The sequence below is a fragment of the Streptomyces aureus genome, assembly GCF_001418135.1.
Taxonomy (GTDB): Bacteria; Actinomycetota; Actinomycetes; order Streptomycetales; family Streptomycetaceae; genus Streptomyces; species Streptomyces aureus_A.
The window spans coordinates 1-25,912 of sequence record NZ_LIPQ01000229.1 but is presented as its reverse complement, the minus strand read 5'-3'; the positions used below and the strand labels follow the sequence as shown (position 1 = coordinate 25,912).

The window sequence follows — 25,912 nt, the reverse complement described above, 5'->3', positions numbered from 1 at the left end:
CGGCGAGCGCGTCCAGGGCGGTTCCCGGCCGCTTCTCGACGGAGAGGCGTGAGCAGAGCAGGAGCAGCACCCGCGCCCCGTCCGCGTGCCGGGCGCGGAGCGCGGTGCTGCGGCGGCCGGGCCTGCAGCGGTCCAGGTCCACACCGAGCGGGGCCCGCACGACGTTGCGCGCCCCGATCCGGACGAACTCCCGCTCCGCCCACTCGGTCGTGCAGACGATCCGCGCGAACGCCCAGGCCGTGCGGCGGTTCAGCCGGTCCGCCGCGCGGGCGGCGAGGGCGGGCGGCACACCCCAGGTGCGCAGCACGCCGTCGGCCGTCTCGTGGGAGACCATCACCGAGGGCACGCGGGCGCGTCGCGCCCACTCCCCCGTCCACCGCAGGGTCGTACGGTCCGAGACCTCGATCCGGTCGGGCGCGAGGTCGTCGAGGAGGCGGCGCACCCGGCGCCGGTCGGCGAGGACCCGGTAGCCGCCGGTGCCGGGCAGCACCGGGCCGGGGAGGGTGATGACCCGGCCCTGCTCGGTGCGGGCATCGCTCGCGGCATCGCCGGGGACGATGAGGACCGGGTCGTGCCCGGCCTCCCGGTAGCCCCGGCCGAGCTGGTCGAGAGCGGTGCGGAGGCCGCCCGAGGTGGGCGTCACGAAGTTGGCGAGCCGCACGATGCGGAGCCCGCCGCGGTCGCCGCTCATGCCGCCACCACCGTCCGTTCCCGCAGGACCTCCAGGTAGTGCCCGATCAGCTCGTCGCCGAGGGCCTCCCAGGTGCGGCCCTCGACGGCGGCCCTGCCGGCCCGGCCGTACGCGGCCCGCAGGTCGGGTGACGCCGCGAGGGCGGTGACGGCCTCGTGCAGCGCCTCCGGGTCCCCCGGGGGTACGAGGAGTCCGGTGCGGCCGTGGTCGACCAGGTCCAGGGGGCCGCCGGCGGCGGGGGCGATGACCGGGACGCCGCTCGCCATGGCCTCCTGGACCGTCTGGCAGAAGGTCTCGAAGGGGCCGGTGTGGGCGAACACGTCGAGCGAGGCGAAGATCCGGGCGAGGTCGTCGCCGGTGCGGCGGCCCAGGAACCGGGCGTCCGGCAGGGCGCCGCGCAGCGCCGGCCCGCTCGGCCCGTCCCCGACGACCACCAGCCGTACGCCGGGGAGCTTTCCCGCTCCGGCGAGGAGGTCCACGCGCTTCTCGGGGGCGAGGCGGCCGACGTACCCGACGAGGAGCTCCCCGTTCGGGGCGAGTTCCCCGCGCAGGGCCTCGTCGCGCAGCTCGGGGCTGAAGCGGGCGGTGTCCACCCCGCGGCCCCAGAGCCGTATGCGGCCGATGCCGTGCGCCTCCAGGTCGCGGACGGCGGCGGAGGACGGCGCGAGGGTGCGGTCGGCGGCACCGTGGACGGCGCGGAGGCGGCGCCAGGCTGCGCCTTCGCCGGTTCCCACGTAGGTGCGGGCGTAGCCGGCCAGATCGGTCTGGTAGACGGCGACGGCGGGGATGCCCAGCCGGGTGGCGGCCGTCATCCCGCGCACCCCGAGGACGAACGGTCCGGCGAGGTGGACGAGGTCGGCGCGGTGGGCGGCGATGGCCGCGGCGACGCGACGGCTGGGCAGGGCGACGCGTACCTGCGGATAGCCGGGAAGGGGGAGGGAGGGCACCCGGACGACGGCGCAGGGGGCGTCTGCGTCCGCGGCCGGGTCGGCGACGGCGGGGGCGATGACGAGCGGGGTGTGGCCCCGCCGGACGAGGTGGCGCGCGGTCTGCAGGGCGCAGTGCGCCACACCGTTGACGTCGGGAGGAAAGGATTCGGTGACGATGACGACACGCATACGGGTGTTGTCGTCGCGTTCGGCGTGTCCCCGCCAACGTCGATCTGGACGGGGAGGGAACGTCCCATGAGCGTTTCGCGCGGGGCGCTCGCCGGCCGGGAACGATCGGGCGCGCCCGGGTCTGCCGCCGGGCTCGGGAAGGACGGGAGGCGACCGAGCGCGGGGTTCCGGGACGGGCTCACCACGGACCGGAGGCGATCGGACACCGGGCCCGTCGGCCGGGTTCGCCCCGTCGACGGGCTCACCACGGACCGGAGGCGATCGGACACCGGGCCCGTCGGCCGGGTTCGCCCCGTCCGCCGCGGCGTTCCCGGTCCCGGGCCGGTGGAAGAGCGGAACGCCGGAACGCGGGAAGGCGGGAAGGCGGAACGTCAGAAGACCGGAACGCCAGAAGACCGGAACACCGGAACACGGGAAGGCCGGAAGACCGGAACGCCGGAAGACCGAAACGCCGGAAGACCGAAAGGGGCCGGAAGGCCCGCACGCCCGCGGGCCGCCCCCGCTCCTCGCCCGGTCCTCCGGAGCGGGGCCTCGCACGGCGGGTTCTCCGCCGGGGGCCGCGCCGCCCCGGAGCCGGGTGGCGGGGACGACCGGGTCCGGCCGGTGGGGCCGGACCTCGACCGGGCCGCGTCAGACCTGGAGGTCCGGGCCTATGCGGTTGCGTACCGCGGTCTGGACCTCGACCTCCTCGGCCGGGTCCGCCGCGAGGCGGCGCAATCGCTCGGCGACGCGCACGTCACCGGTCTCGGCGTGCTGGGCCGCGACCTCGCGGGTGGTCTCCTCGCAGTCCCAGAGGCATTCGACGGCGAAGCCGGTCGCGAAGGTGGGGTCGGTGGCGGCGAGGGCGCGGGCCACGCGCCCGCGGAGCTGGGACGAGGCCGTCTCGCGGTAGACGTGGCGCAGCACGGGGGCGGCGCAGGCGATGCCGAGGCGGCCCGCGCCGTCCACGAGCCCGCCGAGCGCGGGCGCGTCGGGGCCTTCGGAGCGGATGGTGTCGCGGAGCGCGCCGAGGACGGAGGGGGAGTCCTGGGCGGTGCCACGGCAGGCGAGGACATCGGCGGCGGCGGCGCCGAGGGCGTCGGTCCGGCGGACCCACGCGCGGGCGCGGGCGACGGCGTCCTCTCCGCACATGCGGCGGTACGCGGCGATCGCGGCCTCGGCGGCCTCGGGGGAGTCGCCGTCGGCGGCGGCCTCGACGAGGTCGAGGACGGCGGGGTCCCGTGACTCGGCGAGGTGGTGCAGGGCGGCGCCCCGGGCTCCCACCGAGCCGTGCCGGGCCGCTGCGAGGAGTTCGGGCCGGTCCTCGGGTCCCGCGACGGCGGTGAGGCAGCGGGCGGCGGGGCCGTGGAGCACGGCTCCGCGCTCGTAGCCCTCCTGGGCCCAGTCGAGGACGGCGCGCACGCTCCAGCCGGGGCGGGGCCCGGCGGGGCGCATCTGGCGCTGCCAGCGGTCGAAGGAGCCCTGTTCCTGGGCGGCTCTGACCCGGGCGCCCACGGCGTCGCGCTGGTCCTCGGCCCACAGCCGCCACGGGCGGGGCTCGAAGGCGTCCCGTACGACGCCGGCCAGCTCGGCGTCGCCCTCGGCGTCGGCCGGGAAGCGGGCCAGCACGGGAACGGCGAGCGCGCGCAGTCCGGCGTCGTCGTCGCGGAGCGCCAGCTCGTCGAGGGCCCAGGCCCAGTTGGTGCCGGTCGCCGCGTACCGCCGGAGCAGCAGCAGGGCGTCCTGGCGTCCGTAGGAGGCGAGGTGCCCGAGGACGGCGAGCGCGAGCCCGGTCCTGGACTCCTCGGTGTCGAGGATGTCCTCGGCGCCGAAGAGATGCGCCTCGATCTCGTCGAGACCTCCGTGGAGGTCCAGGTAGAGACGGGCGTAGTAGAGGGAGCGGTTCTCGACCTGCCAGTCGTGGCGGGGGTCGTCGAGAACGCAGTGATTGAGGGCCGCGAGGGCCTCGGCGCGTGGCGCGGCGAGTGCGTGCAGGGTGCCGTCGCCGCGGCCCCGCTGCAGCAGACCGAGCAGGGTGCCGCTCGGCGCTATGACTGGATCGAACATGGGGAGACGCCTCACATCAAGCTGTCGACACGACCGGGGGATACCGGGAAGACCCGGGTCGGGCGGTACATCGCCCGTGCGCCTAGGCCGTGCGGCAACATGTCGGGCCGCTCGTCGTCCATCGCCTGCCAGTGACCATCTTCCTCAGCCTCTCGTCGGTGGCCCGTTTTGCCGGGCCCGACGTCATGATGACCCACCCATTTCGCCACCGCGACCACATTTACGACGCCGCTCTCACCTGGGGTTCAGCGCTCGTTCACCGGGATCCGAAGAGCTCGAGGAGTTCGGCCTTGCCGAACATCCGTGCGGTGTCGGCGGCGGACGGAGTCCCAGCTTCCGGATTTGCGCCGCCGGCGAGCAGGGCGCGGACGACGGCGTCCTCGCCCTTGAAGACGGCTCCGGCGAGCGGGGTCTGGCCGCGGTCGTTGGCGCGGTCGGCGTCGGCACCGCGCGCGAGGAGGGCGGAGACCGCGGCGGCGTGCCCGTGGTAGGCGGCGAGCATGACGAGGGAGTCACCCTTGTCGTTGGTGAGGTTCGCGGGGACCCCCGCGTCGACGTAGGCGGCCAGCGCGTCGGCGTCCCCGGTGCGGGCGAGGTCGAAGACCTTGGACGCCAGCTCGATGACCTCGGGGTCCGGAGTCTCGCTCATCGGTGGGCCCGCCCTTCTCCTGCGTTGTCGACCTGTGCACGGCAAGCGCGGCCGTACGAGTGAATCGACAGGGTACTGCCCGTTCGGTGACATGACCGCGCCCGGCCGAGGCAAAGATCACGGCAGTCCGCAGCCGGCCGCTCCTCTAGCGCACGCCGGGCATTTCGCCACTCGACAGCCCGTTCGACGTCCGCCGGTCAAGTGAAATCACCCGTTTTTCACCCTAATGCACCTTTAGTCACATAGATACTTGCTGTGAACTTGGAAGGACTCATGGTGACTGTCCCCTCAACCAGGAGAACAACCAATGATCCTGTCCATCTCAGGCGTGGTCCTGCTCGGCATCATCTGCTTCCTGTTCTTCAAGAAGGACGGGATGAAGGCCTCGCACGCCCTCGTCAGCGCGCTGTTCGGCTTCTACCTCGCGGGTACGGCCATCGCCCCGAGCATCACGGCCGGCGGGCAGAGCCTCGCCGGCCTCCTGGGCGGGATCAAGTTCTGACGCCCTTCCGTCCCTTCCACCACCTCAGGAGTACTTCGTGGCCCGGCGACCACTCCCCCGCATTCTGAGCAGCGGCAGCGCACAGATCGCTCGTAGTCGAGAGATCGCGCGCACGGCCGCCGACAGTGCCACCGACGTGCTCCATCCACTGATCACGGTCTCCCGTGGTCTGCGGAAGCTGGCCGCGTCCGCGCGCGTCAGGTGGGCCGCGACCCCCAAGGAACGGCGTGGACCGACGCTGCTCCTGGTCGCGGCCTGCGTCCTGGTCGTCGCACTCATGCCCTACGGACCGCTCCTCGCGCTCGTCACGCTCATGGCGGCGGCCGCGTGGAGGGGGCGCGAGCGCCCGGTCGTCAGGACCGGGCCCGACGACGCCGAGATCGCCCGGCTCAAGGGCCTGTACGAGGCCCTCGTGCCCTACTTCTCCGTCCCGGAGGACCCCGCCCCGCTCTTCGCCCACGGCGGCGACTGGAGCGGCGCCTTCACGGAGTACGCCTTCGACGAGGACGGGCGTCCCACCCGACTGAAGATCGCCTACCCTCCGTACTTCACCGACGGCGAGCCCGCCGCACGCGCGCGCATCGAGCAGCTGCTGCACGCCAAGTCCGGGCGCGGCCGTGAGTACCGCTTCGACTGGGACGAGGAGGGCAACCGGCTCGTCATGAGCGTGCTGCCCGCCCTGCCCACCACCATCGCCGCCCAGCGCTTCGTCACCGTGCCGGGCGAGACCGTCCTGGGCTTCACCGACGCGGACGCCGTGCAGCGGACCGTGCCCGTGGTCGCACCGGACGGTACGGAGGACGCGCCGGCCGTCGTCTGGCGCACCGGCCCCCGTTCCACCGAGCCGCATCTGCTGGTCGTCGGCCAGCCGGGCAGCGGCACCACCTCCCTGCTGCGCTCGATCGCACTCCAGGCCCTCCCCCACGGCGACGTGCTGATCGTCGAGGGCGGTGGCACCGGCGAGTACGCGTGCCTCACCGGCCGCGACGGCGTCCTGGCCGTCGAGTGCGGACTCTCCGGCTCGCTGGCCACCCTGCAGTGGGCGGCGCACGAGACGGAACGACGGCTGATCGCCGCCAACCGGGCCCGGCAGGCGGGCCACCCGGCCCCCGAGGACACCCGGCGGCCGCTCTGGATCCTCCTCGACCGGCCGAGCGCGCTCGGCGACCTGGCGGCCGCCGACGGCCGTACCGACCCGCAGGAGCTGCTGCAGGTGCCGCTTCGGCACGGTCGCGCGGCCCAGGTCACGGTGGTGGTCGCCGAGCAGTTCGACAGCGCGGACACGCTGAGCGAGGCGGTACGGAGCCACACCAGGGCCCGGATCGTGCTCGGCCCCGCCTCCCCCGACCAGATCGCCGCCGTCCTCGGCACCGAACCGCACACGACCCCGACGCCCCAGGTCCCCGCGGGCCGCGGCTACGCACGCCTGGGCAGCGGACCGGTGCTGCGCCTCCAGGTGCCGGCGACCCCCGACCCGTACGACGACGCCACCAGCGAGGCGCACCGGCAGGCGGTGCTGGAACTCCTCCCGGAGCGCCGCGCGGCGACGACCATGGCGATCGAGACGGTCACCGTGAAGAGCCCCGAACCGGCCCCGGCGCCGCGCGCCGAGCCGGCCCCCGGCCCGGCCCCGCTGCACGCCCCCGTTCCCGCGGAGGGCTGAGCACCACGCGCGCGCGAAGAGGCCGGTACGGACCCCAGGTCCGTACCGGCCTCTTCGCATGACGTGCGATCGCGCGGGCGGCTACGCCACGAACGAGCGCGGCGGTTCGGTTCCCCCGCCCGCGCCCGACTCGACCAGCCGGGCCGCGGCGGCCAGCCGGGCGGCCGCCTCGTCGGCGACCGGTCCGCCGACCGTGAAGGGCAGCCGGACGAAGCCCTCGAAGGCCCCGTCGACGCCGAACCGGGGGCCCGAGGGGACCCGGACACCGACCCGCTCCCCCGCCTCGGCGAGTCGGGAGCCGGAGAGACCACCGGTGCGGACCCAGAGGGTGAGGCCGCCGCGCGGCACCGAGAACTCCCACTCCGGGAGTTCCCTGCGGACCGCGGCGACGAGCGCGTCCCGGTTCTCCCGCGCCTGGTCGCGGCGGAGGGTGACGGCCTCCTCCCAGCCGCCGGTGCGCATGAGCCAGTTCACGCCGAGCTGTTCGAGGACGGGGGTGCCCAGGTCGGCGTACGCGCGCGCGGCCACCAGGGAACGGATGACGTCGGGCGCCGCCCTGACCCAGCCGATGCGCATGCCCGCCCAGAAGGCCTTGCTCGCCGAGCCGACCGTGAGGACGGTGGAGCCTGCCGGGTCGAAGGCGCAGACCGGCCGGGGCATCTCCAGGTCGTCGTCCAGGTGGAGCTCGGCCATGGTCTCGTCCACGACGAGGACGGTGCCGGCCGAGCGGGCGGCGTCCACGAGCTGCCGGCGCTGGTCCTCGTCGGCCAGGGCGCCGGTCGGATTGTGGAAGTCGGCCACCACGTACGCGAGGCGGGGTGCCGCGTCGCGCAGCACCTGACGCCAGCGGCCCACGTCCCAGCTGCCGAGCCCCTCGGACATCGCGACGGGCACGAGCCGGGCCCCCGCCTCCCGCATCAGCTGGAGGATGTTGGCGTACGACGGGGACTCGACGGCGATGCGCTCACCGCGACCCGCGAACAGGTGACAGATCGCGTCGATGGCCCCCATGGCACCGGTCGTGACCATGATCTGCTCGGGCATCGTGGGGATGCCGCGCGCGGTGTAGCGGTCGGCGAGCATCTGCCGCAGCGCGGGCAGCCCCGCCGGGTAGTCGCCGTGCGTGTGGGCGTAGGGGGGCAGTTCCTCAAGGGCGCCCTGGACGCCGCGGGTGAGCCAGGGCTCGGGCGCGGGCAGCGCGGCGCAGCCGAGGTCGATCATCGAACCGAGCGCCTCGGGGGGCAGCGGTTCGAGTCCTCGGGCGGGCAGCGGGTTCCCGGCCGGTACGGCGGTCCAGCTGCCGGCCCCCCGCCGCGACTCCAGGAATCCCTCGGCGCGGAGCGCCTCGTACGCCGCGGCCACCGTCGTACGGCTGACCGTCAGGGCGAGGGCGAGTTCCCGCTCGGCGGGCAGCCGGGCGGCGACGGGGACCCGGCCCTCCAGGACGAGCAGCCGGATCCCGTCGGCCAGGGCGCGGTAGGCGGGCGGCTTCCGCGTCCCGGGTCCGGCGGGCCGCGGCTGCTGCGCCTGGAGCTGCCGGGCGAGCTGAGCCGGTCCTACCGCCGAAGTCCACTGGGCCATCGAAATCAGTCCACCTTCCTCGAATTGGCCATGGTTGGCACCCGTTCCACCGCCACAGAGTGTCATGAGCCAGTCCACTACCACCACCCTGGGGGAAGAACCTTGTCCATCGCCTCCGGCCTCCACGGCCGGCACCTCACCCGTCGGCTCGTCCAGCTCTACGTGGGGCTGACGCTGTACGGGGTCAGCTCGGCGCTGCTGGTCCGCGGCGGTCTCGGTCTGGAGCCCTGGGGCGTGCTCCACCAGGGCCTCGCCGAGAAGACGGGCCTGACCATCGGTGTGGTGTCGATCGTCGTCGGGGCCGTGGTGCTGCTGCTGTGGATCCCGATCCGGCAGCGGCCGGGGCTCGGCACGGTGTCCAACGTGTTCGCGATCGGCCTGGCGATGGACGGCACCCTGGCGCTCGTTCCGGACGTCCACGGCCTGGCGGGGCGGATCCCGCTTCTCGTGGCGGGCATCGTCCTCAACGGGGTGGCGACCGGCCTGTACATCGCGGCGCGGTTCGGCCCCGGCCCGCGCGACGGCCTGATGACGGGTCTGCACCGGCTCACCGGCCGCTCGATCCGGCTGGTGCGGACGGCGATCGAGGTGGCGGTGGTCGCCACCGGCTTCCTGCTCGGCGGCTCGGTCGGTGTCGGCACGGTGCTGTACGCGCTGGCCATCGGACCCCTCGCCCAGTTCTTCCTCCGCTGGTTCGCCGTTCCCGAGCCGGACTCCGGAAGCACCTCGGTCGCCCCCGCGACACCGGAAGGCGCCATACTGCGGCGGTGACTCGCGTACGCCACCCCTACCTCGACCATCCCGCGCCCCTCCCGTTCGCCCACCGCGGCGGAACGGCGAACGGCCTGGAGAACACCGCGGCCGCCTTCCGCCGGGCCGCCGCCGCGGGCTACCGCTACTTCGAGACCGATGTGCACACGACGTCGGACGGGGCTCTCGTCGCCTTCCACGACGCCACCCTCGACCGCGTCACGGACGCCTCGGGCCGGATCGGCGACCTGCCGTGGGCGGCGGTGCGGGAGGCCCGTGTGGCGGGCAAGGAACCGCTGCCGCTCTTCGCCGACCTCCTGGACGAGTTCCCGGAGGCCCGCTGGAACGTGGATCTCAAGGCCGAGTCGGCGCTGTATCCGCTGGTGAACCTGATCCGCAAGAAGCGGGCCTGGGACCGGGTCTGCGTCGGCTCGTTCACCGAGGCCCGGGTCGCGCGGGCCCAGCAGATGGCCGGCTCCAGGCTGGCCACCTCGTTCGGGGTGCGCGGGGTGATCGGGCTGCGGCTGCGCTCGTTCGGCATACCGGCGGCGGTACGGGCCGGGGCGATCGCCGCGCAGGTCCCCGAGCGGCAGGGCGGCATCCCGGTGGTGGACCGCCGCTTCGTCCGGGAGGCGCACGCGCGCGGACTCCAGGTCCATGTGTGGACGGTGAACGATCCGGCGCGGATGAACACTCTCCTCGACCTCGGGGTCGATGGCATCATGACCGATCAACTGGAGACGCTGCGCTCGGTGCTGACCGAGCGGGGCGTGTGGGCCTGAGCGCGCGTCCCGGTGGCTCCGGACCCGGATCACCGGGCCCGGTCACGGGGACGAACGAGGGGGCGCGGCCTTGACCGCTGGAACCACCGAACCGGAGGAGTACGCCTCCGATCCCGCCGAACGCAAGCGGGAACAGCGGGGCTGGTACTTCTACGACTTCGCGTGCTCGGTCTACTCGACGAGCGTGCTCACCGTGTTCCTCGGCCCGTACCTGACCTCGGTCGCCCGGGCGGCGGCCGACGCGGAGGGCTATGTGCACCCGCTCGGGATACCCGTGCGGGCCGGCTCGCTCTTCGCGTACGCCGTGTCGGCCTCGATCGTGGTCGCGGTCCTGCTGATGCCGCTGGTCGGCGCGATCGCGGACCGTACGGGCCGGAAGAAGCCGCTGCTCGCGGCCGCGGCCTACGTGGGCGCGACGGCCACGGCGGGCATGTTCTTCCTGGCGGGCGACCGGTATCTGCTGGGCACGTTCCTGCTGATCGTGGCGAACGCCTCGATCTCGGTCTCGATGGTGCTCTACAACGCCTATCTGCCGCAGATCGCGGAGCCGGACGAGCGGGACGCGGTCTCCTCGCGCGGCTGGGCCTTCGGCTACACGTCCGGCGCGCTGGTCCTCGTACTGAATCTGATCCTCTACTCGGGCCACGACTCCTTCGGCCTCACCGAGGGCGAGGCGGTCCGGATCTGTCTGGCCTCGGCCGGTGTCTGGTGGGGCGCCTTCACCGTCGTACCGCTGCGACGGCTGCGGGACCGCCAGGTCGGCCCGGAGGGGCGGGAGGGAGCCGGCGGGGGGACGGTCGGCAGCGGCTGGCGGCAGCTGCGGGCGACCCTCAAGGACATGCGCAGGCATCCGCTGACGCTCTCCTTCCTGCTCGCCTACCTGGTGTACAACGACGGCGTGCAGACGGTGATCTCCCAGGCCTCGGTGTTCGGTTCGGAGGAACTGGGCCTCGACCAGACCACGCTCATCACGGCGGTCCTGCTGGTCCAGGTGCTCGCGGTGGCGGGCGCGCTCGGGATGGGGCGACTCGCCCGGTCCTACGGCGCCAAGCGGACGATTCTGGGATCGCTCGCGGTCTGGACGCTGATCCTGGTGGCGGGCTATCTCCTGCCGCCCGACGCGCCCGTGTTCTTCTTCTGTCTCGCGGCCGCGATCGGCCTGGTACTGGGCGGAAGCCAGGCTCTGTCGCGCTCGCTGTTCTCGCATCTGGTGCCGCGCGGCAAGGAGGCGGAGTACTTCTCGGCGTACGAGATGAGCGACCGGGGGCTCAGTTGGCTGGGTCCACTCGTGTTCGGTCTCGCGTATCAGCTGACCGGGAGCTACCGGGATGCCATCATCTCCCTGGTGATCTTCTTCGTGGTCGGCTTCGTCCTGCTCGCCCGGGTGCCGGTACGGCGCGCGGTGGAGGCCGCCGGGAACCCGATACCCGACCGTATTTAGACGTGGCAGTGAAAGGGCGGTAGTGTACGCGTTTGGCCTGCCAGGCGGACCGTTACTGCGTGCTGCTTTGGTGAAGACACCGGGTCACATCTGCCGTCAGATGTGACAAAACGGGCACTGGTGGGTACAACAAGGGGCGGCACGACGGGCGACGCATGACCCGGCACGGGAATCTTTACCGCCGACCGGACGTTGACCGGATAACGACGACAGCGACACCTGTCCTGTGGGCGACAAGCCCGGGAGGCACGATTCATGAGTGAGCGAGCTCTTCGCGGCACGCGCCTCGTGGTGACGAGCTACGAGACCGACCGCGGCATCGATCTGGCCCCGCGCCAGGCCGTGGAGTACGCATGCGAGAAGGGCCATCGTTTTGAGATGCCCTTCTCGGTGGAAGCGGAAATTCCGCCGGAGTGGGAGTGCAAGGTCTGCGGAATCCAGGCACTCCTGGTGGACGGGGACGGACCTGAGGAGAAGAAGGGCAAGCCTGCGCGTACGCACTGGGACATGCTCATGGAGCGACGCACCCGCGAGGAGTTGGAGGAGGTCCTCGCCGAGAGGCTGGCCGTCCTGCGCTCCGGCGCCATGAACATCGCCGTGCATCCGCGCGACAGCCGCAAGTCCGCCTAGCGGACGCACCGGTAGTACAACGCCGCGGGGCCCGGTACACGAACTGTGTACCGGGCCCCGCGGCGTTTCCGTTGCCCCGCTCCTCCGTCACGACGGAGGAGCGGGGCCACAGTGGGAACATCAGGACGTCAGGGGCGGGCGGGGCTCGTCGGCCCGACGCGGGCCCTGAGCGGCTTCCTCACGGATGACCTCACCCTGCACGACCTTGCCGTCGGGGCGGTGGATACGAGCCTGCTGAAAGGCGTCCTGGAGGCTGCCGGGAGGCGCGGCGGCCATCCGGCGCTCGGCGGCCCTGTCCGCGTACCGCCCGAGGAGCGAGCGGACCGGCGGGATCAGCAGGAGCAGACCGAGAACGTCCGAGACCAGGCCCGGGATCATCAGCAGCAGACCGCCGAGCATCAGGAAGCCGTTGCGGTCCTCCGCGCCGGTCCGCTCGGGCGCCGACGGCGCGGTACCCGCCTGTGCGGCGGCCTGGGCCTGCTGGAAGGTCGAGCTGAGATTGCGGAAGGCACGGCGGCCCGCCCGCTTGACGACGGCGGCACCGAGCACGATGCCGCCGACGAGCAGGGCGAAGACGGTCAGCCCGCCCGCAGCGTCCGCCACCACCGTGAGAAGCCAGATCTCCAGGACCAGCCAGGCGGCGACGGCGAGTGGAAGGAGGTTGCGCGCGCGTGAGCGCTTCGGGGCGAGGGGAGGCGTTGCGCCGGTCGTCATGGTCCCCAGTGTGCCTGGCGCCCCGCCGGAACGTCGTAAAGGAACGATCAGCACCGGACGCCCCGGCAGGGGATCAGGAGGCCTTGCGTCCGAGCATCCTGCCGACCTTCTCCGCCCGCGCCGACAGGCCCCAGCCGGTGACCCGCCAGAGCGCCTCGACCACGATGTTCCGGCTCATCTTCGAGTCGCCGATCTCGCGCTCCACGAAGGTGATCGGGACCTCGACGACATGGAAGCCGGCGGCGACGGCGCGGCGGGCCAGGTCGACCTGGAAGCAGTAGCCGGCCGAGGCCACGTCCTCCAGGCCCAGGCCCTCCAGGGTCTCCTTGCGGAAGGCCCGGTAGCCGCCGGTGACGTCGCGGATCGGCACGTCGAGCATCACGCGCGAGTAGAGGCTGCCGCCCCGGGAGATGAACTCGCGGGACTTCGGCCAGTTCACGATGCGGCCGCCCGGCACCCAGCGGGAGCCGAGGACGAGGTCCGCGCCCTTGAGGGCGGTGAGCAGCCGCGGGAGCTCCTCGGGCTGATGGGAGCCGTCGGCGTCCATCTCGACGAGGACGCCGTACCCGTGCTCGATGCCCCACCGGAAGCCGGCGAGGTAGGCGGCGCCGAGCCCCTCCTTGCCCTTGCGGTGGAGGACGTGCACATGGTCGTCGTCGGACGCGATCTCGTCCGCGAACTTGCCCGTACCGTCAGGGCTGTTGTCGTCGGCGACGAGGATGTGCGCCTCGGGTACGGCTTCCCGGACCCGCGCGACGATCGGCTTGATGTTCTCCGCCTCGTTGTAGGTCGGAATGATCACCAAGGCCTTGCCGAGCGGGCCGTAACGCCTCTGGCCACCGTCGTTCACTACTGCCCCTTCGGATACATACACAGGCCCCCACCATAGCGAGGTCCCCGGAGTGCTCCGGCGCGGCGGGTCTTCTGTGAGGGTCGGGGCGGCGGTCGACGCAGTCCGGACCCGCGGGCGAGGCGGCGGCCGGCGGGGCCGTACACGCGTGTGACGTGCGGTGCGGGGCCCGTCGTCCTTCGGTCCGACCCGGGATCCACTGGCGGCGGATCGACCGAAAGCCGTTGTCTACTGAACGTCCGGGCCCCACCCGGGTCGCACCTTCCGCCGGAGAAACCTTCCCTCGCGGCCGAGGCGCGGGCGGCGTTCGGCGAATGCGTGGAGATGCTGTCCGGTCGGACGTCCTGTGGTGGACGCGGAGAACCTACCCGCCCCCGACGGTCGACTGTCAACACCCGCTTGACCTGCGGAGACTCCCCAAAAGGCCAGGCCGGAGGGGAAGATCCGCAGGTCGGGGACAAGCGTACGGAAGGGGTGTCCCGGGTGGGACATATCCCTACATCACTCGTTCGGCCGTACGAACACCGGCTGTCCGTACACGACCGTCCGCAGACAGACGGGGAGATCGACTCCGGGGGACAGATCGGGCAGACCGGGCGTTCCGGAGCGCGGGTCGGTGGACCAGCGGGCCACCCGGTCGTCGGGGGCCTGGACGACGAGTTCCTCGGTGCGCCAGACCGCGTAGTCGGCCGGTGCGCCCGGCACGAGCGTCCCCGCGTCGTCCCTGCCCACGGCCCGCCAGCCGCCCCGGGTGTGGGCGGTGAAGGCGGCCCGGGCGGAGATCCGGTGCTCGGGGGTGCGGTGGAACGCGGCGGCCCGGACGGTGCCCCAGGGGTCGAGCGGGGTCACCGGGCTGTCCGAGCCGAAGGCCAGCGGCACACCGGCACGCAGCAGCGCCGCGTACGGGTTGAGGGTGCGGGCCCGCTCGGCGCCGAGCCGGTCGGCGTACATGCCCTCCTCACCGCCCCAGAGAGCGTCGAAGGCGGGCTGGACGGAGGCGGTGAGGCCGAGCTCGGCGAAGGCGGCGACGGTCTCGGGGGTGAGCATCTCGACATGCTCGACGCGGTGCCGGGCGGCCCGGATCCTCGCCAGGCCGAGCTTCTCGGCGGCCGCCCTGACCCCCTCGACGACGGCGGTCACGGCGGCGTCCCCGATGGCGTGGAAGCCGGCCTGGAGGCCCGCCTCGGTACAGGCCACGACATGCAGGGCGATGGTGGCCGCGTCCAGGTGGGCGGCCCCCGTGTGGCCTGCGTCGGCGTGGTCGGCGTACGGCTCGTGCAGGCAGGCCGTGTGGGAGCCGAGGGAGCCGTCGGCGAACAGGTCGCCGGCCGCGCCCAGGGCGCCGAGGGCACGGGCCCGCTCGACGTCGAGGTCCGCCCAGTAGCCGACGACCCGGGGACCGGCCTCGTCGCGGGCCAGGTCCAGGAGGCCGGTGAAGTCGTCCTCGGAGGAGATGCGGGGGCCGCCGCACTCGTGCAGGGTGCCGATGCCGAGGGAGGCGGCCCGGCTCCGGGCCGCGCGCTGCGCCTCGGTGCGCTGGCGCGCGGAGACGGCACCGAAGGCGGCGGCCCGCACGGCGTGGTGGGCGTCGCCGGTGAGCGGCCGCTGTCCGTCGTGGAAGCCGTCCAGGTCGCGAACGCCGGGGACGAGATCCAGGAGGGCGGTGGTGACGACGGCCGAGTGGACGTCGATACGGGTGAGGTAGAGCGGGCGGCCGCCGGTGAGCCCGTCGAGTTCGGCTCGGGTGAGCGGCCGGCGCTCGGGCCAGCGGGAGGCGTCCCAGCCGTGTCCGATGAGGATGCGGTCCTCGGGGCGCGCGGCGGCGTGGGCGCGGATCAGCTCCGCCGCCTCGGCGAGCGAGGCGGCGGCGGACAGGTCGAGCCCGGTGAGGGCGAAGCCGGTGGCGGTGGTGTGGACATGCGCGTCGACGAACGCCGGGGTGACGAGCGCGCCCTCCAGGTCGACCACCTCGTCCACGCCGGTGGCGAAGGCGTCGGCCGCGCCCTCCGAGCCCACCCAGGCGACGTGCCCGCGCTCCACCACCATGGCGGTGGCGAAGGGGTCGGCGGGGCTGTGGACTTCTCCACCGCGCAGCAGGACGGTGCGGTGTTCGGCGGGAGACGCAGGGGGCATGGACTCACTCATGCGACCAGGCTAGGACCTGCCGGGAGCCGGTTTGTCCGGCAGGTCCCCCTTGAGGCCCCGACGCGCACGCGGTACTGCCCGCGGACGCGTCGGTCGTAGGGGCACACGCGTCGGTCGTATGGGCACACGCGTCGGTCGCACGGCCCCACTCGGGCGGCGTACGGCCCCCCACGCGCGCCGTGCGGCCCCCCACGCGCGTGGGGGGCCCACGACGGTGTCGTACGGCACCACGCGCGCGCGGCCGTCCCGGTCAGATGCGCGGCGGCCGCGCCTCGTACGGGGTGGAGAGGACGACGGTGGTGCGGCTGGAGACGCCGGCCTGGGAGCGGATGCGGCTGAGCAGGTGCTCCAGCTCCAGCGGGGTGGCGACCCGGACCTTGAGGATGTAGTTCTCGTCACCGGCGACGCTGTGGCAGGCCTCGATCTCCGGGATGTCGGCGAGCCGGTCGGGGGTGTCGTCGGGGGCGCTGGGGTCGAAGGGTTTGACCGAGATGAAGGCGGTCAGCGGCAGGCCCACGGCCTCCGGGTCCACGACGGCCGCATAGCCGCGGATGACTCCGCGCTGCTCCAGACGACGGACGCGCTGATGCACCGCCGACGTGGACAGGCCCGTGGCCTTGCCCAGGTCGGTGTAGCTCATGCGCCCGTCCTTGACGAGCAACTCGACGATCTGACGATCCAGCTCCTCCATGCGGTGACCCTATTGCTCCGGGAGGGGAGCGGCACGGCTGGGGTCGACCACAATCGGGCGGTATGGGTCATCACGGGGCACCTGCGGCGGGCATGTGACGAACGCCACAGGTTTGCGTCCGGCCTGGGGTACTGCCACACGATTATGCGGACGGCCGCATGGGAAGTGCTTGCTGTGGTCGAGGCCGTACAGATCCGGCCGACCCACCCGAGGGGGAGATTCTCCATGCAGGAGCCTGTTGATTCGGTCGAGACGTCCGAAGAGCTCGACGCGTACGACACCTTTGAGATGTTCCGGGTCATCTGCCCGGAGTGCGTGCAGCCGATCGCGCTGCTCGCGGACGAGGACGCGCTGCCGGAGCACGCGCTCTGCCCGACGCCGTGGAACCCCTTCGTCCTGACGGTCTGCCCGGGTACGGGCCTGTCGGCGACCGAGGCCCGCCCGGCCGACGACACCCTGGAGGTCCAGGAGCAGGACACCGCCCTGCTCCTGACGCTCCCCCAGGGTCTCGACTGGCGCACGCAGCCGTTCTCGCACGTCGGCGGACCGGGCTCGCGCCCGATCCGGGTGCCGCAGATGCGGCGCGCGGCCTAGGCCCCGTCCGGACGGGGCCTCCGGGCCCCTCCGCTCACCAGTAGCTTCCCCGCACCATCGCCGCCAGGCTGGCGTGGTGCAGGATCAGGCCGTCGGGGTCCGCGGGTACCTCGACCTCGCCGAAGTGGGCCTGCCGGTACGCGATCCTGAGCATCACGATCGCGTGCCGCAGCGCCGCGTAGAGGGTGTGGAACTCCATGTCGCGCGGGGTGTGTCCGGTCAGGTCCGCGTAGCGCCGTTCGACCGCGTCGCGCCGCAGGAAACCGGGCAGCCCCGGCCGGCCGAAGCCGACGGTCAGGTCCTGGAAGAAGCGGTGCAGGTAGACCGCCCAGCCGAGGTCGACCTCACGCGGGACACAGGCCGCCATCTCCCAGTCGAGGACGGCGGCGGGGACGAATCCGTCGTAGACGATGTTCCCGATGCGCGCGTCGCCCCAGCCGAGGACGGCCGGTCCCTCGTCGGCCGGCCAGTGCGCCTCCAGCCAGTCGAAGGCCGATTCGATGAGCGGCGAGGGCGCGAGCCCGTCCACCACCCAGGCGTAGTAGGCGCGTTGGGCGTCGACATGACGACGCAGCGGTGTTCCCGGGCCGTCCGGCAGCAGGAACTCGGCCTCCTTCACCGGGAACTGGTCGTGCAGCCGCGCGACGACGGAGACGGACTCGGCCTCCAGCAGGGCGCGTTCGTCGTCGGTGGCCGCGTGCAGCCAGTTCCCCTCGTACGTGTAGGGCATGACGTCCGGCGGGACCCGGCCCTCGGCGCGGGCCATCACGAAGAAGGGCGCGCCGAGCGGCTCGGGGTCCTCTTCGAGCCACAGCACGCGCGGTACGGGGATGTCGGTGTGTTCGCCGACCAGCCGCATGACCCGGTGCTGGCGTGCCATGTCGTACACGGGGAACACGGCGTACGCCGCGGGGTCGGCGGCCAGCCGCAGGGCGCAGCCGCGTACCGGGGCGTCCGGGTGGTCGAGGTCGAAGAGCAGGGTCTCGCTGGACATGCCGTTGGACCCGGGCACGGCGAGCCCGGTGACCCGGGCGCCGGGCAGACGCCGGTCCAGCCAGGCGGTGAGCCGGCGCCCGAGCTCCTCGGGGTCGCGGGTGGTGGTGCGGGGGCGGGGCGCAGAGGTCACGGGGAGCTCCTCGGAGGGCCGTTGACGTGAGAGGGGTTCGGCACAAGGGGCCGCTGACTCGGGAGGACCGGCACGACGGGCCGTCGACCCGGGAAGACCGACGCACCGGGCCGTCGGCCGGGAAGACCGGCACGAGGGCTGTGGACTCGGGAAGACCGGAGCGACGGGCCGCTGAGGAAGCGCGTCGGCGGTCCGCCCGACACGGGGGCGAAAATTCCTCCGTCCGCGCGTCGAGCGGCCCGACGAGCACGTTCGCGTCCGCGCCGTCGAGCGGCCCGCCGAAGGTTGCTCAGCGGGCCGTCGACGTGTGGTCGGCGAAGCCGCTGGGGTCGTGGCGGCCGAACGAGCCGTGCTCGAAGATGCCGTAGCCGGTGTGGCCGTCGAGGGTGAAGCGGGCGGCGTGGTCGGTCACGCCGTACGCCGCCATGGGGTGGGCGGCCGGATCCGTGAGGTCGTAGACGCGCCGGTCGGTCCAGCCGCGGCCCTGCCAGGTGCCGTGCTGCCAGTCGGTGGCGGGCGGATAGCCGGCGCCGACGGCGAGCGGGGAGGAGGCGAGGATGTCGACGCCGATCTCCAGGGGCTTCCCGGTCGGGTCGGTGAGGTGGACGGTGGCCCGTTCCGGGTGGCGGGTGCCCGTGCGGTACGTGATCTCGGTGCGGGGCCAGCCGAGTTGGGTGTCACGCTGGCCGTTCCGTACGAGCAGGGCCTCGTTGAGGGTGCGATAGCCGTCGGCGTCCTCCTGGGCGATGACCATGAGGAAGCGGTCCTCGAAACGCATCGGGATCCAGAGCCAGTGGAAGCCCTCGGGGCGGAACTCGGCGCCGCGGCCGGGCTCCTCACCGGGGATCGGACGGACTCCCCAGCTGCGGTCGCGGGTGCCGGTCCACTCCCCCGTCGTGACCGCGAACTCCTCGCCACCCGCCCTGATCGTGCCCGCACAGTGGCCGGCCTGGACGAAGCGACGGCCCTCCAGGGTGAGGCGGCCGCCGTGCCGCTGGGTGTGGTGGGGTTCCCAGACGGCGGGGAAGTCGCCGGTCCAGCTCAGGTCGCACGAGAGGCCCCCTGGGTCGTTCGGATCGGTCTCGCAGCGCAGCGAGAGGCGCTTGAGGGGCTCGTCGACGGTGATGGTGAACGGGCCGACGGAGAGGTTCGTCCGGTCGTCGCCGAGCGCGTCGGAGGCCCGGACGGCGTGCAGCCGGTCGCCGACGCGGAGAGTGGCGTAGGCGTCGATGACCCCGGTGTTCGGGTAGACCCCGAGACCGGCGATGAGCAGGGCGCGGCCGGTGTGGTCGAAGACGTGGAATATGCACCGGTCGTACGCGTTGCGGTCGCCGCTGACGTGGTGCTTCATCGAGAGCGGGGCCTGGTGCACGGGATATTCGTCGAGAGCGACGGGCCGGTCGTCGACCTGCCGGTGCACGGACATGGCTGACCTCCTGGTCGGCGAACGCGTGTCTTCCGCGAGGGAAACTGACGGTACGTCAGGTTCGTGCTGGGGGGCCAGAGTCGTGCACCGGGTACCGGACGAACTGCCGCTCGAATCCCCTCGGCGGTGACCACGGCCGCCGGGACGCGTTGGTCCGGGCATGACCACGCTGTACACGACCCCCAGCGGAATCGGTCGGCACCGACAGGCCGAGCCGCGCCTTGAAGAATCGGTTCCTCACCCGCCGTCGGCGCCCGCACCGGCAGCCACTCCGACACATCCCCCTGCGCCGGTCCCGGTCCCCGTACCGGCGCAGGCACCGGCATCGGCGGCGACCCACCTCCCCGCCGACCCGCCCATCTACAAGGCCGTGCTCTCGCTCTGGGCGAGCCAGGGACGCACCCTCCCGGGCCACCGCGACCAGGAGTGGGCGCGGCTCGCCTCGGGCCCCGTCTGGGCGGACCGCACGGTACGAGTCAGCGGGACTCTGGTCCGGCCGGGCGACGGACGGTGACCACCCGGCGGCTCTGACGGGAACGGACGCGGACACGCGGTACGGCCGGACGGGTCCGGCCTGCCCGGCGTGCGGGTCCGCCCTGCCCGGCGTGCGAACCGGCCCCGCCAGGCGCGAGAGCCCTGCCCGCGCCCAGCGCGCTGACCGGCCTGCCCGGCGCGCGCCACCTGCCGGCCCGGCGTGCTGAACCGGCCTGCCTAGCGCGCCACGCGGTAGCGGAGGTACACGACCCTGGGGCCGAACGTGCGGGTCTCGACGAGTTCGAGCTCCACCTGGCGCTCGTTCCGGGCGAAGAACGGAATGCCACCACCGACCAGCACCGGGTAGACCATGATCTGGTACTCGTCGATCAGGCCCAGCTCGGCCGCCTCGGCCGCGAGCGTCGCGCCGCCGATCGCGATGGCGCCCTCTCCCGGCTCGGCGCGCAACCGTTCGATCTCCTCCGCCAACCCACCGGAGGCCAGGCGGGCATGGCCCCGCACCTCCGACAGCGTGCGGGAGAAGACCACCTTCGGAAGCGGATTCCAGAGCTCGATCCACTCGCGGCCGGCGTCGTCGAGCGACGGATCCTGGTCGGCGGTCTCCCAGTACAGCATCGTCTCGTACAGCCGTCGCCCCAGCAGATGGACGCCGACGCCCCGGATCTCGTCGATCCAGAAGCGGAAGACCTCGTCTTCGGGGGCCGTCCAGTCGAAGCCGCCGTCCGGCCCGACGATGTAACCGTCGAGCGAGACGCCCATCGAGTACGTCACGCTGCGCATCAGAAGTCCTCCTCGGGAACGGGAGCCCCGCGCGGAGATCCTCGCGAGGGCGGGTCCGGCTGCCCTGCTACCTTCCACCCTTCAGCAGCGCCCGGCTGATCACCACACGCTGGATCTGGTTCGTGCCCTCGACGATCTGGAGCATCTTCGCCTCCCGCAGATACCGCTCCACGGGGAAGTCCGCCGTGTACCCGTACCCACCGAGCACCTGCACCGCGTCCGTCGTGATCCGCATGGCGGCGTCCGAGCAGAACAGCTTGGCCATCGCCGCGCAGCGGCCGAAGGGCCGCCCCTCGTCCCGGAGCCGTGCCGCCTCCAGATAGAGCGCCCGTCCCGCCTCCACCTGGGTCGCCATGTCGGCGAGGAGGAAGCGGAGCCCCTGGAAGTCGGCGATCGGCCTGCCGAACTGGCGGCGTTCCCCGGCGTACGCGACGGCCACGTCGAGGGCCGCCTGACTGAGCCCGACCGCGCAGGCGGCGATGCCCAGCCGCCCCGAGTCCAGGGCGTCGAGCGCGATGGCGAAGCCCTGGCCCTCCGCGCCGAGGCGCCGCGCGTCGGGGACCCGTACCCCGTCGAAGTGGAGCTGCGCCGTGGGCGAGCCCTTCATGCCCATCTTCCGTTCGGGCGGGGCCGCGCTCAGCCCCGGGGCGTCCCCCGGCACCAGGAAGGCGGTGATGCCCCGCGCCCCCTCCTCCCCGGTCCGGGCCATGACCGTGCAGAAGTCGGCGATCCCGCCGTGGGTGATCCATGCCTTGGTGCCGTCGATCACCCAGTCGCCGCCGACGCCGTCCCGGACGGCCCGGGTACGGAGCGCCGCCGCGTCCGATCCGGCGGAGGGCTCGGAGAGGCAGTAGGCGCCGAGAAGGCCACCGCCCAGCATCGCGGGCAGATGGGCGGCACGCTGCTCGTCGGTTCCGTAGCGGGCGAGCGCGTGACAGGAGAGGCTGTGGACGCTGACGCCGAGCCCGACGGTGAGCCGGGCGGCGGCCAGCTCCTCCAGGACCTGGAGGTAGACCTCGTACGGCTGCCCGCCCCCGCCGTGTTCGGTGTCGTAGGGCAGTCCGAGCAGCCCGGAGCGGGACAGCAGGGTGAACAGCTCACGGGGGAAGTGTCCCGCGTCCTCCTCCTCGGCGGCGCGCGGGGTGATCTCCCGCCGGGCGATGTCCCGCGTCAGGGCGAGCAGCTCGCGGGCCTCGTCGGTGGGCAGCCGGCGCTCGACGCCGTCCGGGGTGCTGTCGGCCATGGCCGGGCGCTCCTCCCTGCCGGGCGCGGGCACGGGCGTGCGGGGCGCGCGGGGTCGCGGGGAGTATGCCCGTTCGAGGCATCGGGATCACCCGGCGACCGGGGGATCACACGGACGCCGAGGTACGGCCGCGACCGCGTGCGGCGACACCGGGGAGGCCGACGGGTCCGTGCCTCGCGCTGCGCAGTCGAGGGCCGGTCGGGGAGGCAGCGGTGACGGACCCCTCCTGTGCCGGAGACCACGTTCCCGCTCGCGTCGTGCCGCCGGGCGCGGAGCCGGCCGGGACCGGCGCTGGATCCCCTGTCAGGTGATGTCGGAAACCGGGCCTTCGAGATCGAAGATCGGGGTTCTTCCCTCATCGCCCGTCGCCGAGATCGACAACAGCCATTCCCCGTAGGGGAAGTCACTGAAGATTTCCAGGATCCGCCCTGCGCGGGTCACCACGTACAGGTCCTGTTGGAATCGAACGCCTTGGACGCCGACGTCGACCACTTCATCACCCACAAGATCCTCCAGGCCGTGGAAGGACGACCCTTCTCTCGTCAGACCCGGTGACATGGTGATCTGGCCGCTCTGAGTCACCCGCCAGCTGGTGTTGATGCGCAGTCGCCAGCGATCCCCTTGGAGGCAGACGCCGTCGGTATCCGCTTCCACCGTGGTCACCGCGAGCGGAAGAAACCCTCGGATCTCCTCCAGCACCGACTCCATCACGGCCTCAGTTCGACATGTGTACGCTCGCGGACGTACTGCTTCGGATTGACGCCGCGGGGCGGCTGAACAGGCTTTCCGGTGAAGGGGCTCACAGGTGCGTCCGAGCCGTTCGTGAACGACGCCCGAAGGCCGGCGTTCCCATTGGCGGAGGGCTGCATGATCCGCACCCTGCTACCGTCCGGCAGCTCGTACCCGACACCTGCCGAACGAGTCGGGAACGTACTGAACCCGGGCTCTCCGGAATTGACGGCGGACTGCAAACCGGATTCCAATCTCGACGCGCTGGTGGGTACGACGGTTCCGTTCGAGCCCACGACGAAGTCGCAGTTGTGCACCAGGACCGGCGTGGTTCCGGCGAGCACATAGTACGTGTGCAGGTCATCGACCGTGAGGTTGTGGACCCGCTGGTACTGGAGCCACGCCCGCACGACGCCCACCTGGGTGGAGGAGCCGTTTCCGGTCCGCAGCAGCATTCCGGGGACGATCTCCTTGGCGTACACCCATTTGCCCAGTCCGGGCGCCCAGAACGGGTGCTCGTCCGTCGCGACGACCTTGCCGGCATGTCCGTCGGGGTCGGTGACGGTGATCTCGACCAGGTTCTTGCGGCCCTCACCGGTGACGAGCGCGGTGACCGTGCGCGGGCCGGTTTCCCCGGTCACCGGGTCGGTGGCGGTGACCGCGTCGCCGATCCGCACCTGGCCTATGGCCTTGTGGCTGCCGTCGGCCATCACGACCCCGGTGTCCGGGGTGAAGCTGTTGCCGGTGCCGCAGCTCCCCGCCCCGTTGTCGGCGGCCTTGGGGGCCGATCCGCTGTCGGCCGGTTTCGGTGCGGGAGGGCTGTCCGCCGCCTTCGGTACGGGTGCGGTCTCGGCCGCCTTGGGCGGACTCCCCTCGCCCACCCGCCCGTTGACCGACCGGCACGCTGTCCGTCAGGTCGTCGGGACGGCCGTGGGGCCGCACGTGCTCACGCCAGGCCGAGCGCCTGCAGCGCGCGGTGCTGACCGGGTGCCGGCCTGGCAGGCCAATAGAGGTAGCAGACACCGCCCGTACCACTTCTGACCTTGCCGTTCGCGTCGTAGCGCTTGGTGCGGAGCAAGATGTTCTCCAAATGGGAGGGGCGCCTCTTACCACGCAACGCCCTCTCGCACAAACATGCAGGTCAGAGGCGCGCGGCAAGTGCGGAAAGTCAAGCGCGAACGTGCTGGTGCTGACCTGGTGCTGACTTCCGCTGGCGTCCGTTCCGGTCCATTCGGGTGCATCGTGCTGGATCGGTGCTGGCTCTGCGCCGCTCGCCGTGCGACAGCCCTCCACACGCTTGGTACGACCTTCCTCAATACCGTCGTCCTCGCGAGCAGCTGAAGTAGGCGCAGAGGAATTGTTTGCGAGTGAGCCAATGCGGGACGTCAAGACACTTGCCGTCCATCTCGGGAAGCCGGTCTCTTGGATGCACTACAACCACCACAACGAGAGTCCAAACTTCCACCAGCAGCGGCAATTCTCTCCGGCGGAGATTTGGCAACGGCTGGTTGGTTGGGACTGCTGGCGGGGTGGTGCAGGTACTGCGGGGCAGGGTCCGCCGGTTGCGGCGGCCCTGCCCTTGGTGTGTGTCAGCCGATGGCGCGCAGGGCGGTCCACCCGCCTTCGCCGGCGATGAAGGAGGCACCGTGCGCGCTGGGGCCGCCGGGGTAGAAGTAGAGTTTTCCGTCGCTCTTGATTGCCCAGAGGTCGGGGATGGCGTCGCCGTTGGCGTCGGGGGTTCCGACGATCATGGGTATGGAGGCTGCTGTCCAGCCGCCGGTTCCGTAGACCTCGTCCTTGCCGGTCTTGGAGCTGGTGTCGGTGGCCAGCGAGTTGAGGTCGACGCCGCCGGTGGCGGGTTTGCCGTGGCGCAGCAGCAGGCCGCGTCCGGTTTCCTCGGTGCGGAAGAGGAGGTCGGGTACGTTGTCCCCGCTGATGTCGGCGACGCTCACGATGTCGCGGGTGGCAGCCCACGATGTGCTGGTGAGCAGCCGGGCTTCGCTGAAGGCGGCTCCGGTGTAGCCGGTGAAGGCCCATAGCTGCTGGCCGGTGGTGGCGAACATGTCGGGGAGGCCGTCTCCGGTGATGTCGCCGGTGGCTGTGATCTGGCTGAGTGTGGTGGGTGCGGGTGCGTTGGCGGGGAGCAGGATTTCGCGGCGTTTGTTGATGTTGACGGCTCCGTAGCCGTCGCCGGGGTAGACCCACAGCCTGTCGCCGACACGGGCGATGAGGTCTTGCAGGCCGTCGCCGCCGTAGAAGTCGCCGTTGTGGGTGATCAGTGCGCCGGTGAAGTGGCCGGAGAGCGGGGCGGTGAACATCTCTTCCGTGTCTCCGCCGTTGGGGTCCTTGTCGGGGTTGTCGCGGTAAGCGCCTGACATGGACGACTCGACGTCTCCGGTGCCTTTGGAGAGGTTCGTGACGGCGTGTGAGGGGTAGAGGCGCAGGTTGCTGGCGGAGTTGAGGGCCAACAGATCGGGGAGTCTGTCACCGGTGAAGTCGCCGGCGGCGTCCGCCTGATCGCGGGGGGTGACGTAGAAGAGGAATTTCGTAGGTGGGGAGACGTTCTCTGCGCCGTCGACGGCTCTGACGTAGAGGACGTTGGGGCCGGCCGAGGGCGGCTTGACGGCACCGGCTGTGGCCCAGGTGGTCACGGGGGTGCCGCTGGCGCGAGTGAGGGAGACGGGGTAGCTGTTGGTGTTGAAACCGTATTCGTACCGGATGACGTCGCTGTCCAGGGCCCGGAAGTAGACGGTGCCGGGGGTGCCGAACTTCAGCTTCGACCAGTTGGTGTCCTCGGCGTCGTTTCCGAAGCTGTTCTCGCCGTTGTCTGCGTTGGGGAAGTCGTTGGAACCGACTCTCGGGGGGGCGGGGGCGGCGCTGTCGAAGATGAAGCGGCAGGGAAGCGTGGCCGGCGCGTACGGCGAGGAGGCGCCGGCGTCGTCGATCGCCCGGACCGACCACGAGTACATGGTGTTGTTGACCAGACCGCTGGTGGAGAAACCCGGGGTGGTGCGCAGGGCCACGCTGGTGTCCCCGCCCACCGACACCGTTCCTGTCGACTTGAGCATGTCGCCGGTGATGTGCAACTTGTTCGTCGGCCACATGGCGAAGTCGATGTAGTCGAGGTTGCCGTCCTTGTCAGTGGACCGGGCGGTGAAGGTGATGGCCTCGGCGCCGACCCTGACGTAGGGGGGTGTCGTGGTGCACTTGAAGTCGGGGCCGAGGTCGAGGTTGGTGGGGGCGGTGGCTGTCTCTTATACAACTCT

Annotated in this window: 23 protein-coding genes and 1 pseudogene; 7 read left to right on the top strand and 17 right to left on the bottom strand. The window is 72.2% G+C overall.

The genetic code is table 11. The features are described from left to right. The 4 genes from AOK00_RS19775 to AOK00_RS19760 form a co-directional block, all read right to left on the bottom strand. Positions 1 to 691: glycosyltransferase (locus AOK00_RS19775; RefSeq protein ID WP_159041805.1), on the bottom strand; the 691-nt coding region annotated here is incomplete at its 3' end. Then, positions 688 to 1,809 carry a glycosyltransferase family 4 protein gene (locus AOK00_RS19770; protein WP_055601632.1) on the bottom strand — a complete coding sequence of 374 codons (1,122 nt, stop codon included), beginning with the start codon at positions 1,807 to 1,809 and terminating at the stop codon, positions 688 to 690. The genes AOK00_RS19775 and AOK00_RS19770, both read right to left, overlap by 4 nt. Before the next feature lie 630 nt (positions 1,810 to 2,439). Further along, positions 2,440 to 3,855, bottom strand: coding sequence for a hypothetical protein (locus AOK00_RS19765; protein ID WP_055601631.1), 1,416 nt, complete (start codon positions 3,853 to 3,855; stop codon positions 2,440 to 2,442). Between the two features lie 256 nt (positions 3,856 to 4,111). Further along, entirely contained in the window at positions 4,112 to 4,504 is a 393-nt protein-coding gene (locus AOK00_RS19760) for an ankyrin repeat domain-containing protein (protein ID WP_055601630.1), read from the bottom strand. Positions 4,505 to 4,811: 307 nt separating this feature from the next. Here AOK00_RS19760 and AOK00_RS19755 point away from each other — a divergent pair, with 307 nt between their 5' ends. After that, positions 4,812 to 5,006, top strand: coding sequence for a hypothetical protein (locus tag AOK00_RS19755; RefSeq protein WP_015032212.1), 195 nt, complete (start codon positions 4,812 to 4,814; stop codon positions 5,004 to 5,006). Between the two features lie 37 nt (positions 5,007 to 5,043). After that, positions 5,044 to 6,669 carry an ATP-binding protein gene (locus AOK00_RS19750; protein WP_055601629.1) on the top strand — a complete coding sequence of 542 codons (1,626 nt, stop codon included), beginning with the start codon at positions 5,044 to 5,046 and terminating at the stop codon, positions 6,667 to 6,669. Between the two features lie 81 nt (positions 6,670 to 6,750). On the opposite strand, the gene AOK00_RS19745 is transcribed toward AOK00_RS19750, so the two are convergent. Beyond that, positions 6,751 to 8,250, bottom strand: a complete 1,500-nt coding sequence (locus tag AOK00_RS19745; protein ID WP_055601628.1) for a PLP-dependent aminotransferase family protein — start codon at positions 8,248 to 8,250, stop codon at positions 6,751 to 6,753. Positions 8,251 to 8,352: 102 nt separating this feature from the next. Between AOK00_RS19745 and AOK00_RS19740 the strand changes: the two genes are divergently transcribed. The 4 genes from AOK00_RS19740 to AOK00_RS19725 all read left to right on the top strand — a co-directional run bounded on the left by AOK00_RS19740 (position 8,353) and on the right by AOK00_RS19725 (position 11,853). Then, a complete protein-coding gene (locus AOK00_RS19740; protein WP_055601627.1) occupies positions 8,353 to 9,021 on the top strand; it encodes a YczE/YyaS/YitT family protein in 669 nt (222 codons plus the stop codon). Further along, a complete protein-coding gene (locus AOK00_RS19735; RefSeq protein WP_055601626.1) occupies positions 9,018 to 9,782 on the top strand; it encodes a glycerophosphodiester phosphodiesterase family protein in 765 nt (254 codons plus the stop codon). Before AOK00_RS19740 ends, AOK00_RS19735 begins: the two co-directional genes overlap by 4 nt. A gap of 70 nt (positions 9,783 to 9,852) precedes the next feature. Continuing rightward, the gene (locus AOK00_RS19730; RefSeq protein WP_055601625.1) at positions 9,853 to 11,223 is read left to right on the top strand and encodes an MFS transporter; all 1,371 of its coding nucleotides are present in this window, start codon (positions 9,853 to 9,855) and stop codon (positions 11,221 to 11,223) included. A gap of 255 nt (positions 11,224 to 11,478) precedes the next feature. After that, positions 11,479 to 11,853 carry an RNA polymerase-binding protein RbpA gene (locus AOK00_RS19725; protein WP_015032218.1) on the top strand — a complete coding sequence of 125 codons (375 nt, stop codon included), beginning with the start codon at positions 11,479 to 11,481 and terminating at the stop codon, positions 11,851 to 11,853. A 120-nt stretch (positions 11,854 to 11,973) separates the two neighbouring features. On the opposite strand, the gene fxsA is transcribed toward AOK00_RS19725, so the two are convergent. From fxsA to AOK00_RS19705, 4 genes are all read right to left on the bottom strand, one after another. Next, on the bottom strand, positions 11,974 to 12,567 hold the full coding sequence (gene fxsA / locus AOK00_RS19720; protein ID WP_055601624.1) for an FxsA family membrane protein: 594 nt from the start codon (positions 12,565 to 12,567) through the stop codon (positions 11,974 to 11,976). 73 nt (positions 12,568 to 12,640) lie between these two features. Next, positions 12,641 to 13,417, bottom strand: a complete 777-nt coding sequence (locus AOK00_RS19715; RefSeq protein WP_055601623.1) for a polyprenol monophosphomannose synthase — start codon at positions 13,415 to 13,417, stop codon at positions 12,641 to 12,643. A 501-nt stretch (positions 13,418 to 13,918) separates the two neighbouring features. After that, a complete protein-coding gene (locus tag AOK00_RS19710) occupies positions 13,919 to 15,562 on the bottom strand; it encodes an amidohydrolase (protein WP_055601622.1) in 1,644 nt (547 codons plus the stop codon). A 250-nt stretch (positions 15,563 to 15,812) separates the two neighbouring features. Then, the gene (locus AOK00_RS19705; protein WP_017242178.1) at positions 15,813 to 16,253 is read right to left on the bottom strand and encodes an Lrp/AsnC family transcriptional regulator; all 441 of its coding nucleotides are present in this window, start codon (positions 16,251 to 16,253) and stop codon (positions 15,813 to 15,815) included. A 225-nt stretch (positions 16,254 to 16,478) separates the two neighbouring features. On the opposite strand from AOK00_RS19705, the gene AOK00_RS19700 reads away from it, so the two are divergent. After that, positions 16,479 to 16,847 carry a hypothetical protein gene (locus AOK00_RS19700; protein WP_055601633.1) on the top strand — a complete coding sequence of 123 codons (369 nt, stop codon included), beginning with the start codon at positions 16,479 to 16,481 and terminating at the stop codon, positions 16,845 to 16,847. Positions 16,848 to 16,881: 34 nt separating this feature from the next. On the opposite strand, the gene AOK00_RS19695 is transcribed toward AOK00_RS19700, so the two are convergent. The 8 genes and pseudogenes from AOK00_RS19695 to AOK00_RS19665 form a co-directional block, all read right to left on the bottom strand. Next, the gene (locus AOK00_RS19695; RefSeq protein WP_055601621.1) at positions 16,882 to 17,973 is read right to left on the bottom strand and encodes a phosphotransferase family protein; all 1,092 of its coding nucleotides are present in this window, start codon (positions 17,971 to 17,973) and stop codon (positions 16,882 to 16,884) included. Positions 17,974 to 18,262: 289 nt separating this feature from the next. Further along, entirely contained in the window at positions 18,263 to 19,399 is a 1,137-nt protein-coding gene (locus tag AOK00_RS19690) for a DUF7064 domain-containing protein (protein ID WP_055601620.1), read from the bottom strand. A gap of 711 nt (positions 19,400 to 20,110) precedes the next feature. Next, complete coding sequence (locus AOK00_RS19685; protein WP_055601619.1) at positions 20,111 to 20,674, bottom strand: dihydrofolate reductase family protein; 564 nt, start codon at positions 20,672 to 20,674, stop codon at positions 20,111 to 20,113. A gap of 67 nt (positions 20,675 to 20,741) precedes the next feature. After that, entirely contained in the window at positions 20,742 to 21,917 is a 1,176-nt protein-coding gene (locus AOK00_RS19680; RefSeq protein WP_055601618.1) for an acyl-CoA dehydrogenase family protein, read from the bottom strand. A gap of 303 nt (positions 21,918 to 22,220) precedes the next feature. Then, positions 22,221 to 22,625, bottom strand: a complete 405-nt coding sequence (locus AOK00_RS19675; RefSeq protein ID WP_055601617.1) for a hypothetical protein — start codon at positions 22,623 to 22,625, stop codon at positions 22,221 to 22,223. After that, positions 22,625 to 23,527, bottom strand: a complete 903-nt coding sequence (locus AOK00_RS19670) for a polymorphic toxin-type HINT domain-containing protein (RefSeq protein ID WP_055601616.1) — start codon at positions 23,525 to 23,527, stop codon at positions 22,625 to 22,627. The genes AOK00_RS19675 and AOK00_RS19670 overlap by 1 nt, the downstream gene beginning before the upstream one ends. Before the next feature lie 65 nt (positions 23,528 to 23,592). After that, positions 23,593 to 23,739 (bottom strand): annotated as a pseudogene (locus AOK00_RS39125) (peptidase C39 family protein); the annotation flags it as partial. Between the two features lie 496 nt (positions 23,740 to 24,235). Then, positions 24,236 to 25,714, bottom strand: coding sequence for an FG-GAP repeat domain-containing protein (locus tag AOK00_RS19665; protein WP_367870048.1), 1,479 nt, complete (start codon positions 25,712 to 25,714; stop codon positions 24,236 to 24,238). Positions 25,715 to 25,912: the final 198 nt, after the last annotated feature.